At 69.9% G+C, this 15,501-nt stretch carries 15 protein-coding genes; 6 read left to right on the forward strand and 9 right to left on the reverse strand.

Annotated elements, in window-relative coordinates:
* Positions 1 to 19 precede the first annotated feature (19 nt).
* From EDF63_RS14590 to EDF63_RS14610, 5 genes are all read right to left on the reverse strand, one after another.
* On the reverse strand, positions 20 to 1,309 hold the full coding sequence (locus EDF63_RS14590) for an ABC transporter permease (RefSeq protein WP_185021444.1): 1,290 nt from the start codon (positions 1,307 to 1,309) through the stop codon (positions 20 to 22).
* The gene (locus tag EDF63_RS14595; RefSeq protein ID WP_185021445.1) at positions 1,306 to 2,667 is read right to left on the reverse strand and encodes an ABC transporter permease; all 1,362 of its coding nucleotides are present in this window, start codon (positions 2,665 to 2,667) and stop codon (positions 1,306 to 1,308) included. The genes EDF63_RS14590 and EDF63_RS14595 overlap by 4 nt, the downstream gene beginning before the upstream one ends.
* Before the next feature lie 55 nt (positions 2,668 to 2,722).
* Positions 2,723 to 4,243, reverse strand: coding sequence for an ABC transporter ATP-binding protein (locus EDF63_RS14600; protein ID WP_123313759.1), 1,521 nt, complete (start codon positions 4,241 to 4,243; stop codon positions 2,723 to 2,725).
* A gap of 113 nt (positions 4,244 to 4,356) precedes the next feature.
* Entirely contained in the window at positions 4,357 to 5,421 is a 1,065-nt protein-coding gene (locus EDF63_RS14605) for a BMP family protein (protein ID WP_123313760.1), read from the reverse strand.
* A 198-nt stretch (positions 5,422 to 5,619) separates the two neighbouring features.
* Entirely contained in the window at positions 5,620 to 6,735 is a 1,116-nt protein-coding gene (locus EDF63_RS14610) for a mannose-1-phosphate guanylyltransferase (protein WP_123313761.1), read from the reverse strand.
* Positions 6,736 to 6,923: 188 nt separating this feature from the next.
* Here EDF63_RS14610 and EDF63_RS14615 point away from each other — a divergent pair, with 188 nt between their 5' ends.
* From EDF63_RS14615 to EDF63_RS14640, 6 genes are all read left to right on the forward strand, one after another.
* Entirely contained in the window at positions 6,924 to 8,159 is a 1,236-nt protein-coding gene (locus EDF63_RS14615; protein WP_260233126.1) for a glycosyltransferase family 1 protein, read from the forward strand.
* A gap of 78 nt (positions 8,160 to 8,237) precedes the next feature.
* A complete protein-coding gene (gene sdhC, locus EDF63_RS14620; protein ID WP_123313763.1) occupies positions 8,238 to 8,687 on the forward strand; it encodes a succinate dehydrogenase, cytochrome b556 subunit in 450 nt (149 codons plus the stop codon).
* Positions 8,688 to 8,698: 11 nt separating this feature from the next.
* Positions 8,699 to 9,145: a succinate dehydrogenase, hydrophobic membrane anchor protein gene (gene sdhD / locus EDF63_RS14625; RefSeq protein ID WP_111086628.1), complete on the forward strand. Its 447-nt coding sequence runs from the start codon at positions 8,699 to 8,701 to the stop codon at positions 9,143 to 9,145.
* 49 nt (positions 9,146 to 9,194) lie between these two features.
* The gene (gene sdhA / locus EDF63_RS14630; RefSeq protein ID WP_111086629.1) at positions 9,195 to 10,988 is read left to right on the forward strand and encodes a succinate dehydrogenase flavoprotein subunit; all 1,794 of its coding nucleotides are present in this window, start codon (positions 9,195 to 9,197) and stop codon (positions 10,986 to 10,988) included.
* Position 10,989: 1 nt separating this feature from the next.
* A complete protein-coding gene (locus EDF63_RS14635) occupies positions 10,990 to 11,760 on the forward strand; it encodes a succinate dehydrogenase iron-sulfur subunit (protein ID WP_123313764.1) in 771 nt (256 codons plus the stop codon).
* Between the two features lie 52 nt (positions 11,761 to 11,812).
* Positions 11,813 to 12,457 carry a TNT domain-containing protein gene (locus EDF63_RS14640; RefSeq protein WP_111086631.1) on the forward strand — a complete coding sequence of 215 codons (645 nt, stop codon included), beginning with the start codon at positions 11,813 to 11,815 and terminating at the stop codon, positions 12,455 to 12,457.
* Between the two features lie 70 nt (positions 12,458 to 12,527).
* Here EDF63_RS14640 and EDF63_RS14645 read toward each other — a convergent pair whose 3' ends face one another.
* From EDF63_RS14645 to EDF63_RS14660, 4 genes are all read right to left on the reverse strand, one after another.
* Complete coding sequence (locus EDF63_RS14645; protein WP_123313765.1) at positions 12,528 to 13,211, reverse strand: DUF805 domain-containing protein; 684 nt, start codon at positions 13,209 to 13,211, stop codon at positions 12,528 to 12,530.
* Positions 13,208 to 13,786, reverse strand: coding sequence for a DUF805 domain-containing protein (locus tag EDF63_RS14650; RefSeq protein ID WP_123313766.1), 579 nt, complete (start codon positions 13,784 to 13,786; stop codon positions 13,208 to 13,210). The genes EDF63_RS14645 and EDF63_RS14650 overlap by 4 nt, the downstream gene beginning before the upstream one ends.
* Before the next feature lie 70 nt (positions 13,787 to 13,856).
* The gene (locus tag EDF63_RS14655; RefSeq protein WP_123313767.1) at positions 13,857 to 14,402 is read right to left on the reverse strand and encodes a DUF805 domain-containing protein; all 546 of its coding nucleotides are present in this window, start codon (positions 14,400 to 14,402) and stop codon (positions 13,857 to 13,859) included.
* Between the two features lie 144 nt (positions 14,403 to 14,546).
* On the reverse strand, positions 14,547 to 15,479 hold the full coding sequence (locus EDF63_RS14660) for an NADP-dependent oxidoreductase (protein ID WP_123313768.1): 933 nt from the start codon (positions 15,477 to 15,479) through the stop codon (positions 14,547 to 14,549).
* Positions 15,480 to 15,501: the final 22 nt, after the last annotated feature.

The raw sequence follows: 15,501 nt of genomic DNA on the forward strand, positions 1-15,501 counted from the left end.
GTGCCGTGCCTCCAGGCCGTCAGCTCTTGATGTAGGGCTTGCCGGACGCGGCGGGGCCGCGTGACTGGCCGACCAGGCCGGCCACGGCGAAGATTGTCACCACGTACGGCAGCATGAGCAGGAACTCGCTCGGCACGGGCGAGTCGATCGCCCCGAGCGTGTTCTGCAGGTTCGACGCGAAGCCGAACAGCAGGGCGGCGAGCGTGGCCTTGATCGGGTCCCAGCGGCCGAAGATGACGGCGGCCAGGGCGATGTAGCCGGCGCCCGCGGTCATGTCCTTCGTGAACGGTCCGACCGCGTCGAGCGTGAAGTACGCGCCACCGAGGCCGGCGATCGCGCCGGCGAGCGACACGTTCCAGAACCGGGTGCTCGTGACGTTGATGCCCACCGTGTCGGCCGCCTGCGGGTGCTCGCCGACCGCGCGGAGGCGCAGGCCCCAGCGGGTCTTGAACAGGCCGAAGGTGACGACCGCGACGGCGACGTAGGCCAGGTAGACGATGACGCTCTGCTCGAAGAACACCGGGCCGATGACCGGGATCTGGTGGAGCAGCGGGATCTCGAACTTCGGGAACCGGATGCCGATGTTCAGCGTGGTCTCGTTCGGCGACAGCACCTGCGAGTACAGGAACCCGGTCAGCCCGGAGATGAGGGCGTTGATGACGACACCGACGATCACCTGGTCGACGAGGTACTTGATGCTGAACGCGGCCAGGATGAACGACACGAGCACACCGGCGACGAGCGCACCGACGAGTCCGACCCACGCGGAGCCGGTGATCGACGCGATGAGCGCCGAGGTGAACGCACCGGCGAGGAACTGGCCCTCGATGGCGATGTTGACCACGCCGACCCGCTCGGAGATGACGCCGCCGAGGGCACCGAACACGAGCGGGACGCTCAGGCCGAGCGCACCGACCAGCAGGCCGGGCAGCGGGATCGTGGCGCCGGCAGCTGCCCACGTCAGGAACCCGATGACGAAGACGATCGCGAAGACCGACGTGACCCAGAGCGGGACCTGCCGGTACGCGCGGACCTCGACCACGGCGTAGACCGTGGCGATCGCCAGGAGCACGACGACCACGTAGCCGGTCGGTGCCGCGGACAGCGGCACGTTCGGCAGGGCGATGAAGTCGCCGGCGTTCGCGAGCCGGAAGGTCGTCGTGCCGGCGCGGCTGAGCAGGACGAAGAACACGACCGCGAGCAGCGTGAACACGCCGTAGCCGATCGGGAGCTTCCAGCTGCGGGTCGTCTCGACCGGACGGTCGGACAGGGGCGACGCGGGCGCCGCGGTGGGGCTGAGGGTGCTCACGCGGCGACCGCCTTCTTGCTGTTCTTGCTCGTCTTCGTGCGCTGGCGGGCTCCCGGCTGCGGGATCCGGAAGATCGCGCGGACGAGCGGCGGCGCCGCGATGAACAGGACGATGAGGGCCTGGATGACGCCGACGATGTCGATCGGGATGCCGTTGGCGGCCTGCATCGCGTAGCCACCGTTCTTCAGCACACCGAACAGGATCGCGGCCCAGAACACGCCCCACGGCTTCGAGCGACCGAGCAGCGCGACGGTGATCGCGTCGAAGCCGATGCCGGCGTCGATGCCCGAGGTGAAGCCCGTCGTGACGGCGCCCTGCACCTGGTAGGCGCCGGCGATGCCGACGAGGGCACCGGAGATGACCATGACCCAGATCGTCAGCGCCGGCACGCTCATGCCGGCGACGCGGGCGGCCCGGGGGTTCTCACCGATGGTGCGGAACCGGAAACCGAGCGAGGACTTGTTGACGAGCCACCAGACCACGACGACCGCGAGGATCGCGACGATGAACCCGGCGTCCACCCCGTACCGCACACCGAAGAGCTGCGGCAGCAGGGCGCTGTCCTTCGTGGCGGGCGAGATCGGGTTGCTGCTGCCCGGGGCCTGCAGCAGGCCCGGAGTGCGGAGCAGGTAGCTGACCAGGTAGAGCGCGACGTAGTTGAGCATGATCGTGACGACCACCTCGTTCGCGCCCGTGCGGGCCTTGAGGACACCGACGATCCCGCCCCAGACCGCACCGCCGACGATGCCGGCGACGATGGTGAGGGGGATGTGGATCGCGGCGGGCATGTCGAACGAGAAGCCGACCCACCCGGCCGCCGCGGCCCCCATCAGGATCTGACCCTGGCCGCCGATGTTGAACAGCCCGGCGCGGAACGACAGCGCGATCCCGAGCCCGGCGACGACGAGCGGCACCGCGTAGTCGATCGAGCGGGTGAGCGGCCCGATCGCCTGCTGGAAGCTGTCGGCGCCGAAGTTGAACACCGACCCCTGGAACAGCGAGGCGTAGGCGCCGCCGACAGCGGTGCCGATGGCCTGGAGCATGTCGGCCGGGCGGGCGAAGAAGTAGCCCGCGGTGGCGCGGACGTTCTCGTCCGTCAGCGCGATGAGGATGCCGCAGGCCACCAGCGCGAGCACGACGGCGAGGACCGTGACGAGCACGGACCCGTTCAGGATGCTCTGCAGGGCGGCGTGCCAGCGGTCGGTGCCGGGGGCGCCGTTGCGGCGTTCGGTGTCGTCGGCCGAGTCCGTCATCAGGTGCGGGGTCTCCGGCGCCTCCTGCAGGCGGTCGTCGGTGAGCGGGGCATCGGCCTCGGTGCCGGGGGTGGGCTGCGTGTTGTCTGGGTACTGCGCGGTCACGCTGCCAGCTCCGTTCCGGTCGTGGATGTGGCTTGGATCTCGCCGGCCGAACCGGTCATGCGGCCAGCTCCGTTCCTTCTGGGATCTCGCCGGCCATCATGAGGCCGAGGACGTCTCGCGGGGTGGTCGCCGGCACGATCCCGACGATGCCGCCGCGGTACATGACGGCGATGCGGTCGGCCAGTGCCACGACCTCGTCGAGCTCGGTGGAGACGACGATGACGGGCACACCGGTGTCGCGGGTGGCGACGATGCGCTTGTGCACGAACTCGATCGACCCGACGTCGATGCCGCGCGTGGGCTGCGCGGCGACGAAGAGCCGGAGCTCGCGGCTGAGCTCGCGGGCGAGGACGATCTTCTGCTGGTTGCCACCGGACAGCCGGCCGGCAGCGGTCGCGCGGCCCGGCGTGCGGATGTCGAACTCGGCGATCTTCTCGTCGGCGAAGGCGTCGCGCTCGGCGGCGCGGATGGTGCCGGCACGGACGAACGCGTCGTGGTCGGACCGGTCGAGCATGAGGTTCTCCGCGATGGTGAACTCGCCGACCAGGCCGTCCTCCTTGCGGTCCTCGGGGACGAAGCCGACGCCGGCGTCGAGCACCTGCTTGACGCTGCGGCCGGTCAGCTCCTTGCCGTCCAGCGTGATGCGGCCGGCGTGGACGGGCTCGAGGCCGAGGATCGCCTCGGTGAGCTCGGTCTGGCCGTTGCCCTGCACCCCGGCGATCGCCAGGACCTCGCCGCGACGGACCGAGAACGACACGTCGTCGACGAGCACGATGCCCGACGGGTCGGTGACGGTGAGGCCCTCGACGACGAGGGCGTCCTCGCCACCGGTCGACGGCGTCTTGTCGACGACGAGCGAGACGGCGCGGCCGACCATCAGGGCGGCGAGCTCGTTGTTCGTCGCGGTGGGCGATGCCTCACCGACGACCTTGCCGAGCCGGATCACCGTGATGCGGTCGGCGACCTCGCGGACCTCGCGGAGCTTGTGGGTGATGAAGACGATCGCGGTGCCGGCCTCGCGGAGCTGGCGCATGATGCCCATCAGCTCGTCGGTCTCCTGCGGGGTGAGCACGGCCGTCGGCTCGTCGAACACCAGCACGGAGGCGTCGCGGGACAGTGCCTTGATGATCTCGACGCGCTGCTGCACGCCGACGGGCAGGTCCTCGATCTTGGCGTCGGGGTCGACGTCGAACCCGAACCGGTCCGAGATCTCCTTGACCCGCTTGCGGGCACCGGCCAGGTCGAGCCGGCCGCCGAAGGTGGTCTGCTCCTGCCCGAGCATGACGTTCTCGGCGACGGTGAACACGGGCACGAGCATGAAGTGCTGGTGCACCATGCCGATGCCGGCGCGCATGGCGTCGCCCGGGCCGTCGAAGTCCTGGACCACGTCGTCGAGCAGGATCTCGCCCTCGTCGGCGTCGTACAGGCCGTAGAGCACGTTCATCAGGGTGGACTTGCCGGCGCCGTTCTCACCCAGGAGGCAGTGGACCTCACCCGGCTCGACGGTGAGCGAGATGTGGTCGTTGGCGACCAGGGCGCCGAACCGCTTGGTGATGCCGCGGAGTTCGAGCTTCATGTTCGGGAGTCTATTTCTGTCTCGAGTGCGCCACGCGGGCGCACGGTCTCGCGTGCACCACTCGGGCGCACGAGAACGCGGGCGAGGGAAGCCCCTCGCCCGCGTCCGTCGGGTCAGGACTGGGTCTTGACCTTGATCGAGCCGTCGATGATGCCGGCCTTCACGTCGTCGAGTTCGCCCTGCAGGCTCTTGTCGACCTTCGACTCGAAGTCGTGGAACGGCGCGATGCCGACGCCCTCGTTCTTCAGCGTCCCCACGTACGGGGTCTTCGAGAACTTGTCGTCCGCCGCCTGCTCGACGACGTCCTTCACGGCCGGGCGCATGCCCTTCTCGACCGAGGTGAAGGCGATGTCCTTGTAGCGCGGGTCGGCCTCGTAGAGGTCGCTGTCCGCACCGATCAGGACGGAGCCGTTGTCGGCGTCCTTGATGGCCTCGGCAGCCGACTGGTAGATCGGGCCACCGACGGGCAGGATCACGTCGGCGTCCTGGTCGAGGAGCGTCTGCGCGACCGACTTGGCCTGCGTGCCGGCCTCGAAGCCACCGGTGAAGGAGCCCTTGCCGGAGTCGACGTTCCAGCCGACGACCTTGACGTCCTTGTCCTTCTGCTCGTTGTAGTACTTCACGCCGTCCGCGAAGCCGTCCATGAAGATGGTGACGGTCGGGATCTGCATGCCACCGAAGGTGCCGACGACGCCGGTCTTCGAGTACGACGCCGCTGCGTAGCCGGCGAGGAACGCGGCCTGCGAGGTGTCGAACGTGATCGGCTTGACGTTCTCCGCGTCGATCGAGCTGTCGTCGATGATGGCGAAGTCGGTGTCGGGGTTCGCGGCGGCCTGCTTCTTCGTGGCGTCGGCGAGGTTGAAGCCGACGGTCACGACGAGGTTGCAGTTCTGGCCGATGAGCTGCTCGATGTTCGAGTCGTAGACGGTGGCGTCCTTCGACTCGGCCTCCTTGTAGGTGGCACCGAGTTCCTTGGCGGCGTCCTTCATGCCCTCGTAGCCGAGCTGGTTGAACGACTTGTCGTCGAAGCCACCGGCGTCGGAGACCATGCAGGGGCGGAAGTCGGTCTTCTTGGCGGTCGTCGTGTCGGACGGCGCCGAGGCACAACCGGCGAGGACGGCGGCGGTGCCGAGGAGCGCGAAGCCGCTGAGGACGACGCGTCGGGTACGAGATGTCACGGGTGGGTTCCTCCGGGGAGCGTGCCCGGACCACGTGCGTTCCGGGCGATCGTGGCGACAGTACACGACCGCCCGGCCGGTACAGGACCCGTTGCCCCGGTCCGGTGGATCGGTTACGGGATCGCGACCGCGCCGAAACGCGCCCGTAACGCGGGGTCACCCGCAGACCCCCATTTCGAGGGGTTTGTCGGTGGAGCGCTACAGGACGTCGCCTCGGCCGCTGATCTTCAGAGCATCCACGACACCCTTGACCCGCTGCGCGTTCGCGCTGGTGGTCACGAGGAGCGCGTCGGGGGTGTCCACGACGACGATGTCCTCGACCCCGATGAGCGAGATGAGCCGCTGGCTGTGCGAGATCACGATGCCGCTCGACGAGTCGGCCAGGATGCGCGCACCGTCGCCGAGGACGGCGAGGTTGTTCGGTCGACCACCGGACTGCAGCTTGGCGAGCGAGGCGAAGTCGCCGACGTCGTCCCAGTCGAAGTCGCCGGGGACGACGGCCATGCGTCCGGCAGCGGCAGCGGGCTCGGCGACGGTGTAGTCGATCGCGATCTTCTCGAGCGTGGGCCACACCGCGTCGACGACCGCGCCGCGGGCCGAGGTGTCCCAGGCGTCCGCGAGTTCGTTGATGCCGGCGAGCAGCGTCGGGTTGTTCCGGCCGATCTCCTCGAGCAGCACGTCGGCGCGGGCGATGAACATGCCCGCGTTCCACAGGTACGTGCCCTGTTCGACGTAGGAGCGTGCGGTGTCCAGGTCGGGCTTCTCGACGAACGACCGGACGGCGTGCGCGGTCGGTGCGCCGTCGATGTCCAGGGTGTCGCCGTGCGCGTGGATGTAGCCGAAGCCGATGGCGGGCTCGGTCGGCGTGATGCCGATGGTCGTGATGTAGCCGGCGCGGGCGACGGCGACGGCCTCGCGCACGGAACGGCGGAAGCCGCGGGCGTCACCGATCACGTGGTCGGCGGCGAAGGACCCGATGACGACGTCGGGTTCGCGGCGGACGAGGATCGCCGCGGCGAGGCCGATGGCCGCCGTGGAGTCCTTCGGCTCGCTCTCGAGTACCACGTTGTGGTCCTCGACCCCCGGCAGTTGCGACTCGACGGCGACGCGGTGCGCCCGTCCGGTCACGACCATGATCCGCTGCTCGCCCGCCAGCGGGGCGAGCCGGTCCCAGGTCTGCCGGAGCAGCGAGGCACCGGAGCCCGTCAGGTCGTGCAGGAACTTGGGTGCGTCCGCGCGCGACAGCGGCCACAGGCGCGATCCGATGCCCCCTGCGGGGATGATCGCGTAGAAGTCTTCGAGAGCGTCAGCCACGCGCTCACCGTACCGGTCCCACGGTGCGGATCCTGGGTGGTCTCCGCACGATTCCCGCATGCGGGCTCCCGCAGGGCAGCGTCGAGCGTGCGCGCGGCGACGGCGTCGCGTTGTTCACCCGTCGCCTCCGCCCCGTTCACGTCGTCGGCCCCGCGGGGTCACGTGGCGCCCGGAGCATGGGCAGCACCATGAGCGCACGCAGCGTGGAGCGCGGCACGTCCCCCCGGACCGTCGCCGTCGTGACCGAGAGCTTCCTGCCCACCCTCAACGGCGTGACCACCAGCGTCCTCGCGGTCCTCGACCACCTGGAGCGCCGTGGCCACCGCGCGGTCGTGATCGCACCGGACACCCCGGGACTCGCACAGTTCCGTTCGCGCACCAGCGTCGAGCGCTACCGCTCCTTCGACGTCCACCGGGTCCCCGCCGTCGCGTACCGGCAGTTCCCGGTCGCACTCCCCCACCCGGTGCTCGACACGATCCTCGCCGCCTCCGGCGCCGACGTGCTCCACGCCGCCAGTCCGTTCCTGCTGGGCGGGCGCGCGATCACGGCGGCCGGGAGGCTCGGCATCCCCTCCGTCGCCGTCTTCCAGACCGACGTGGCCGGGTTCGCCCGCCGCAACGGCTTGACCGCGACCGTCCCGTTGGTGCGGAGGATCCTCGGACGCATCCACGCCGGTGCCTCGCTGACGCTCGCGCCGTCGAGCGCGACCGCCGCGATGCTCGCCGAGGACGGCGTGCCCCGCGTCGCCCGCTGGGGTCGCGGCGTCGACACCGAGCTCTTCCACCCGGCCCGGCGGGAGTCCGCCCACGTGCGAGCGCTCCGACGCCGGATCGCGCCGGACGGCGAGACGATCGTCGGCTACGTCGGGCGGCTGGCCCCGGAGAAGGAGGTCGAACGGCTCGCGGAGCTCGGCGGGATCCCCGGCATCCGCGTCGTCGTGGCCGGCGGTGGGCCGTCCCGGGCGCTGCTCGAGCGACGACTGCGGCACCTCGACGTCACCTTCACCGGACCGTTGCGCGGCGACGCCCTCGCCGACGCGTACGCCTCGCTCGACCTCTTCGTGCACACGGGTCCGGCCGAGACCTTCGGGCAGACCCTCCAGGAAGCGCACGCCTCAGGGCTGCCCGTGATCGCGCCGGCGTCGGGTGGTCCGCTCGACCTCGTCGCCCCCGGACTCGACGGCGAGCTCTACGATCCCGACGCACCGCAGGCCCTGCGGCAGGCGGTCCTGCGGCTGCACCACGACCGCGCACTCGCGGATCGGATGGGTTCCGCGGGCCGTCTCCGGGTCGAGGGCACCACGTGGGAGGCCGTCGGCGACCAGCTCCTCGGGCACCACGACACGGCTCGCACCATCGGCGCGCCGCCCGTCGGTCGGGGCCTGCGGGCCGGTCGGGACGAGAAGGTCAGCGCCCGAGCATAGGATGGGTCGTGTTCCACACGAACGCGAACGGCAAGGGCTCGCCGATCGGGCGAGCCCGTCCTACGGAAGGACGAGCTCATGGCTGAGCCCACCGGCGGCGGTACGGCGACCGCCGTCCCCGACGTCACGATCGAGGCGCCTCGCGCCTCTCGGAAGCTCGAGGGCACGCTGTACCGCGGATCGACCGGCATGTGGTCGTGGGTCCTGCACCGGATCACCGGTGTCGCGATCTACTTCTTCCTGCTCGTGCACATCCTCGACACGGCGCTGGTGCGGCTCTCCCCCGAGGCGTACAACGCGGTCATCGGCACGTACAAGACGCCGATCATGAACCTCGGCGAGATCGCCCTGGTGATGGCCATCGTGTTCCACGCGTTCAACGGGCTCCGGATCATCCTCGTCGACTTCTGGTCCAAGGGGCCGAAGTACCAGCGGGCCATGTTCTGGGTCGTCATCGTCCTGTGGGCGATCGCGATCGCGGGCTTCCTGCCCCGCCAGCTCATGAACCTCTTCGCGGACTTCAACTAGAGGGGCACCTGATGACCACGCAGATCGTCGAACCTCCCCGTTCCGCCTCGGCCGCCCGCCGCTCCACCAACTGGGAGAAGTGGGGCTGGATCTACATGCGCGGCTCGGGCGTCCTGCTCGTCGTGCTGATCTTCGGCCACCTCTTCGTCAACATGGTGGCGGGCGAGGGCGTCAAGCAGATCGACTTCGCCTTCGTCGCCGGCAAGTGGGCCAACCCGTTCTGGCAGGTGTGGGACTCCCTCATGCTCGTCCTGGCGCTCATCCACGGCTCGAACGGCATGCGCACGATCGTCAACGACTACGTGTCGAAGCCGGGCATCCGCAAGACGCTCCTCGCCGCGATCCTCATCGCGTGCGTGGTGCTGATCGTCCTCGGCCTGCTCGTCTGCTGGACGTTCGACCCGTGCCCCGCCGGCGCCGCCGCCGCGGACCTGCCCTCCTTCTGCCCGGCGCAGTAGCACCATCCCCGCTGCCGACCGCCTTCCCACCGTCTACGGAAAGACCCCTGTGACCGAGACCACCGTGCACCACCACCAGTTCGACATCGTCATCATCGGCGCAGGAGGCGCGGGCATGCGTGCCGCGATCGAGGCCGGCCCGAAGGCGAAGACGGCCGTCATCTCGAAGCTCTACCCGACCCGCTCGCACACCGGTGCGGCGCAGGGCGGGATGGCCGCGGCCCTCGCGAACGTCGAAGAGGACTCGTGGGAGTGGCACACCTTCGACACGATCAAGGGCGGTGACTACCTGGTCGACCAGGACGCCGCCGAGATCCTCGCGAAGGAGGCGATCGACGCAGTCATCGACCTCGAGAACATGGGCCTGCCCTTCAACCGCACACCCGAGGGCAAGATCGACCAGCGTCGCTTCGGCGGTCACACCCGCGACCACGGCAAGTCGCCCGTCCGCCGGGCCTGCTACGCGGCCGACCGCACGGGCCACATGATCCTGCAGACGCTGTTCCAGAACTGCGTCAAGCTCGGCGTCGAGTTCTACAACGAGTTCTACGCGCTCGACCTCATCATGGTCGACGTCGTGGGCGAGGACGGCGTCACGCGCAAGCAGCCGGCCGGCGTCGTCGCGTTCGAACTCGCCACGGGTGAGCTGCACGTCTTCCACGCCAAGGCGATGATCTTCGCCACCGGCGGCTTCGGCAAGATGTACAAGACGACCTCGAACGCACACACCCTGACCGGCGACGGCGTCGGCATCGTGTGGCGCACGGGTCTGCCGCTCGAGGACATGGAGTTCTTCCAGTTCCACCCGACCGGGCTCGCGGGCCTCGGCATCCTGTTGACCGAGGGCGCTCGTGGTGAGGGCGCGATCCTCCGCAACGCCTCGGGTGAACGCTTCATGGAGCGCTACGCCCCCACCATCAAGGACCTCGCGCCCCGCGACATCGTCGCCCGGTGCATGGTGCAGGAGGTCGCCGAGGGCCGGGGTGCCGGTCCGAACAAGGACTACGTCCTGCTCGACTGCACGCACCTCGGTGCCGAGGTGCTCGAGACCAAGCTCCCGGACATCACGGAGTTCGCCCGCACCTACCTCGGCGTCGACCCCGTCGTCGAGCCGGTGCCGGTGATGCCGACCGCGCACTACGCGATGGGCGGCATCCCGACGAACACCGACGCGCAGGTGCTCTACGACAACACCACCGTCGTCCCCGGGCTCTACGCCGCCGGCGAGTGCGCCTGCGTGTCCGTGCACGGCTCGAACCGCCTCGGCACGAACTCGCTCCTCGACATCAACGTCTTCGGCAAGCGCTCGGGCAACAACGCCGCCGAGTGGGTCAAGACCGCCGAGTTCCTCCCGCTCCCGGAGGACCCCGCCGCCGGCGTCCGCGCCATGCTCGACCAGCTGCGCGCGTCGACCGGCACCGAGCGCATCGCCGTCCTGCGCAAGGAACTGCAGGACGAGATGGACAAGAACGCCCAGGTGTTCCGGACCGACGAGTCCCTCGCCCGGGTCACCGAGACGATCCACACGCTCCGGAACCGCTTCATGCAGGTCTCCGTGCAGGACAAGGGCAAGCGGTTCAACACCGACCTGCTCGAAGCCGTCGAACTCGGCTTCCTGCTGGACCTCGCCGAGGTGGTCGTCTACTCCGCCCGCAACCGCAAGGAGAGCCGCGGCGGCCACATGCGCGACGACTACCCGAAGCGCGACGACGAGAACTACATGCAGCACACGATGGCGTACCTGACGGGCGACCCGCACTCGTCACTCGCCGACGACCACATCACGCTGGACTGGAAGCCGGTCGTCGTGACGCGGTACCAGCCGATGGAGAGGAAGTACTGAGATGACCGACACCCTGGTCTCCGACGCACCCCGGACCGACACCACCGAGGCGCCTCCCGGGTCCTTCTCCGTCACGCTCATCATCCGGCGCTTCGACCCGGACGTCGACGACGAGCCGCGTTGGCAGGACTTCGACGTCATGATGCTGCCGACCGACCGCATCCTCGACGCCCTGCACAAGATCAAGTGGGACCAGGACGGCTCCCTGACGTTCCGTCGGTCCTGCGCACACGGCGTCTGCGGCTCGGACGCGATGCGCATCAACGGCCGGAACCGTCTGGCGTGCAAGACCCTGATCAAGGACCTCGACGTCTCGAAGCCGATCTACGTCGAGGCGATCAAGGGCCTGCCGCTCGAGAAGGACCTCGTCGTCGACATGGAGCCCTTCTTCAAGTCCTTCCGCGAGGTCCAGCCGTTCCTGCAGCCCGCGACCGCCCCCACCCCGGGCAAGGAGCGCATCCAGTCGGTGGCCGACCGTGCCCGGTTCGACGACACCACGAAGTGCATCCTGTGCGCCGCGTGCACCTCGTCCTGCCCGGTGTTCTGGACCGACGGGCAGTACTTCGGGCCGGCCGCGATCGTGAACGCGCACCGGTTCATCTTCGACTCCCGTGACGACGCCGCGAACGTCCGCCTCGACATCCTCAACGACAAGGAAGGCGTCTGGCGCTGCCGCACGACCTTCAACTGCACCGACGCGTGCCCCCGTGGCATCCAGGTGACGAAGGCGATCTCCGAGGTCAAGCAGGCCGTCATGCGGGGCCGCGCCTGACACTCGGGGTCGTCCAAGACTCGACATCGACTCCACCGATAGGCTCCGCTCCATGACGTTCGCGGCCACCCGCCCCATCCTCGACCAGCTCGGCTACACGATCCGGTACGTGCAGCTCCCCGGAGAGACCCTGCACGAGCCGCCGGTCGAGGGTGCGCTCCGCGTGGTCCCGGCCGAGGCGTCCGACGAGTTCGCGCTCGAGGTCGTCGACTACGGCACGGCCCGTCGCCTCGCCACCGCGCGCGGTGAGGAGGACGCGGTCGAGATGCTCCGTCGGTTCCTGAACCGACCGTTCCCGGCGCCGCGCGACATCGCCCGGCACGAGCTCGACGGACTCCGCGACCGTGCGGCGTCGACGTACCCGCAGCTCGCGCAGCAGGTATCGCAGGCCGGCGAGCAGGGTCTGACCATCCAGATCCCCGCGGGCGTCCCCGTCGACCGCATCGGTGGTCCGGACGGCTACCTGCTGCACCCCCTCGACACCCCGCTGCCGAGCCGGTCGCTCCCGCCGCACGTGGCCGGGGTGCCGGAGACTCACCGCTACCTCGTCGAGCGCCCATTCATGGTGAACGTCCGCTTCGTGCAGCCGTGGTTCGAGCAGCCGGGTGGCGCACTCCGCTTCCAGATCGCCGACCCCACGGTCACCGTGCGCGACCTCGTCGTCGACGGTGCACTGGCCCGACTCCGCGTCGTCTGACACCTCGCACGACACAATTCGGCCCGCACCGCGCATTCGCGCAGTGCGGGCCGATTGCCGTTGAGCGGCGTTACGCCTGGTCGGGACGGTCGTACTGCGCGCCGGCCGGGCTCGGCGGCAGGCAGCCGAAGACGATCCCGGCGACGCCGACGAACATCGCGATGAGCCAGAACGGCCCCGCGAGGTTCGCGTCGTGCACGCGGCGCCATCCCAGTGCGATGTTCGGGACGAGGGTCGCCAGGGTCCAGAGGCCGAACAGCACGAGCAGGATGAAGATCCACGCCGGGGGTGCGCCCTCGGTCTGGGTGTAGCCGTACTCGTCGGTGGTCGAGGCCGAGACGCTCCAGGCGATCAGACCGGCGATGAAACCGCCGTAGAGGACGATCGTGACGATCGCGTTCGCCAGGATCCAGTACCAGAACTCGCTGCGGCTGGCACGGCCGTCGAACCGGGCGTACTTCTTGAAGAACCGGGTGAAGGCGTCGAGGAACCCGGCCCCGTAGAAGGGCGCCCACAGCGGCGGAGCGCCGTCCGGTCCAACCGGGATCGGCGGTCCGTACTGCGGGTACGGGTCGGCGTACTGCTGGCCGTACCCGGGCTGCTGGCCGTACGGACCGGGCTGCTGGCCGTAGCCGGGCTGCTGACCGTACGGCCCAGGCTGCTGCCCGTACCCTGGCTGCTGCTGTCCGTGGTCAGGCTGCCCCGACGGCTGGTCGCCGCCGGGCTGGCCCCACTGCGGTGTGTCGTTGCTCATCGAGCGCCAGTGGGTCGGTCGTAGCGCTCGCCCTGCGGGTTCGAGGGCAGCAGGCCGAAGACGATGCCGACGATGCCGACGAAGATCGCGATGATCCACAGGGCACCGGGCAGGTTCGCGTCGTGCAGGCGGCGCCAACCGAGGGCGAGCGTCGGGATGATGATCGCGAGACCCCAGAGCAGCGCGAGGATCCCAGCGATCACGAAGAGCGCCGACGGGCTGGTGATGGTCGACTGCACGCTCGCCGAGGTCGCCGTCGAGGTGGAAACCGTCGAACGCTCGGACGTGGCGAAACCGATGCCGTACAGGATGCTGAGGACGATCCCGACGATCACGTTCGCCAGGTACCACCACCAGAACTCACTGCGGCTCGCGCGGCCGCTGAACGTCGCGTACTTCTTGAAGAACCGTCCGACGGCCTTGCCGAAGGAGATCCCGTACCAGGGGGCCCAGATCGGCGGTTCGCCGTTCGGGCCGGTCGCCGGCTGCTGGCCGTACTGCGGCGTTCCGTTGTACGGGTTCGGCTGACCGCCCGGCTGTTGGCCGGACGGGTTCTGCGGGTACTGGTCACTCACGGTGTCCCCCTCGATCGTTGGCTGATACTCGGGTCCGAGTCAACCAGAAGCGTCGCGGGGCCGTCGCTCGCTACCCGCGGTGGGGCTCGTCGTACCGCTGGCCTTGCGGGTTCGACCCCATCAGGCCGACGATCAGCGAGAACAGGACGCCGAGCGGCGGGATGAGGAAGAAGAAGGCGAAGTACCCGCTCAGGTTCACGTCGTGCAGTCGGCGCACCGTCAGGGCGATGAAGCCGAGCGCGCAGGCGAGGGCCCACAGGCCGCTCAGCCCGTTCGACGCGTCGTCGACGAACGGCAGCACGTTGAAGAACCCCCCGACGAGGCCGGTGGCCGCCGAGCCGATGACGTACCAGAGGGCCCAGAACCAGAACTCCGACTGGCTGGCACGGCCGTCGAACCGGACGTACTTCTTCCAGAACCGCGGGAAGGCCTGCACGAACGGGATCCCGTACCAGGGAGCCCACAGCGGCGGTTGGCGCGGACCGGTCGGCTGCTGGCCGTACGGTCCGGGCTGCTGGCCGTACGGTCCGGGCTGCTGCCCGTACGGTCCGGGCTGCTGGCCGTACGGTCCGGGCTGCTGGCCGTACGGGTTCTGCGGCGGGTACGGGTCACTCACTGGTTAGTTCCTTCCGGTGGCCGGACATCGACCACGACCGAGTCTGGCAGCGGCGGCGACCCGACACGTCCCCCCAGCGGAGGACAGCGAAGCGACAGCGAAGCGACAGCGCACCGAGAGCGCACCGACAGCGCACCGAGCGGCTCAGGGCAGCAGGGCCAGCTTGCCCCCGGGGTGGCCGGACTCCAGCAGCTCCGCGGCCGCCTTCGCATCGGCGAGCGGGAACGTGCGCGCCACCGGGACCTCGAGCTCGCCGGCCGCAGCCAGGTCGATCAGCCGCTGGCGCACCGAGTCACGGAACGCCTTGCTCTCGGGCTGGGCTCCGCCGACCGCCGCGAACCCCGCCTCGGCGGCGCGCGCCGGCGCGGCGATCGTGACGATGCGGTCGCGGTCGGCGACCACCGAGAGCGAGACGTCGACGGCCTCGTCGGTCCCGACGCAGTCCAGTGCCACGTCGATGCCGGAGGGCGCGATCGACCGGACCCGCGCCTCCAGGCCGTCACCGTACGCGACCCACTCGCCGCCGAAGCGTCCGACGACGTCCGCACCACGCTCGGAGGTCGTGCCGATCACCCGCGCGCCGAGCAGGCGGAGCTGCTGCAGCAGGCTCACGCCCACCGCCCCCGACGCGCCGTGCACGAGCACGGTGTCGCGCCCGGCGGCGCGGGTGACGCGCAGCATGTCGGCGGCGGTCGTGCCCGCGAGGAGCAGGTTCGCCGCCTCGGGGAACCCGAGCGCTGCAGGCTTGGCGAACACGTCGGCCGCTGGGACGGTCAGCTCCGACGCCCACCCACCGGCGACCCGGAACGCCAGGACCTCGTCGCCGACCGCTCCCCCACCCGACGCGATGGTCGTGTCGGGTCCGACAGCGGTGAGCACCCCGGCGACCTCGTAGCCGACGGGGATCGGCAGGTCGGCCGGGTCGCCCTGCCGCGTGTGCTTCGTGTCGGCGGGGTTCATGCCGGCGGCTCGGACCGCGATGGTGACCTCGCCGGGCCCGGGTGCGGCGACCTCGGTGTCCACGAACTCGAGGACCTCGCTGCCGCCGAACCGCGGTGCCACCCAGTGCTTCGTCATGCGGCCGACGCTACGCCGGGGC

The organism is Curtobacterium sp. JUb34 (assembly GCF_003755065.1).
GTDB lineage: Bacteria > Actinomycetota > Actinomycetes > Actinomycetales > Microbacteriaceae > Curtobacterium.

What these genes read in the sequence shown, in the direction of transcription:
- EDF63_RS14660 (WP_123313768.1), bottom strand. Translation starts at nt 15,479, where the DNA reads ATGACGAAGCACTGGGTGGCACCGCGGTTCGGCGGCAGCGAGGTCCTC.
- EDF63_RS14635 (WP_123313764.1), top strand. Translation starts at nt 10,990, where the DNA reads ATGACCGACACCCTGGTCTCCGACGCACCCCGGACCGACACCACCGAG.
- EDF63_RS14645 (WP_123313765.1), bottom strand. Translation starts at nt 13,211, where the DNA reads ATGAGCAACGACACACCGCAGTGGGGCCAGCCCGGCGGCGACCAGCCG.
- sdhC (WP_123313763.1), top strand. Translation starts at nt 8,238, where the DNA reads ATGGCTGAGCCCACCGGCGGCGGTACGGCGACCGCCGTCCCCGACGTC.
- EDF63_RS14615 (WP_260233126.1), top strand. Translation starts at nt 6,924, where the DNA reads ATGAGCGCACGCAGCGTGGAGCGCGGCACGTCCCCCCGGACCGTCGCC.
- sdhD (WP_111086628.1), top strand. Translation starts at nt 8,699, where the DNA reads ATGACCACGCAGATCGTCGAACCTCCCCGTTCCGCCTCGGCCGCCCGC.
- EDF63_RS14640 (WP_111086631.1), top strand. Translation starts at nt 11,813, where the DNA reads ATGACGTTCGCGGCCACCCGCCCCATCCTCGACCAGCTCGGCTACACG.
- EDF63_RS14600 (WP_123313759.1), bottom strand. Translation starts at nt 4,243, where the DNA reads ATGAAGCTCGAACTCCGCGGCATCACCAAGCGGTTCGGCGCCCTGGTC.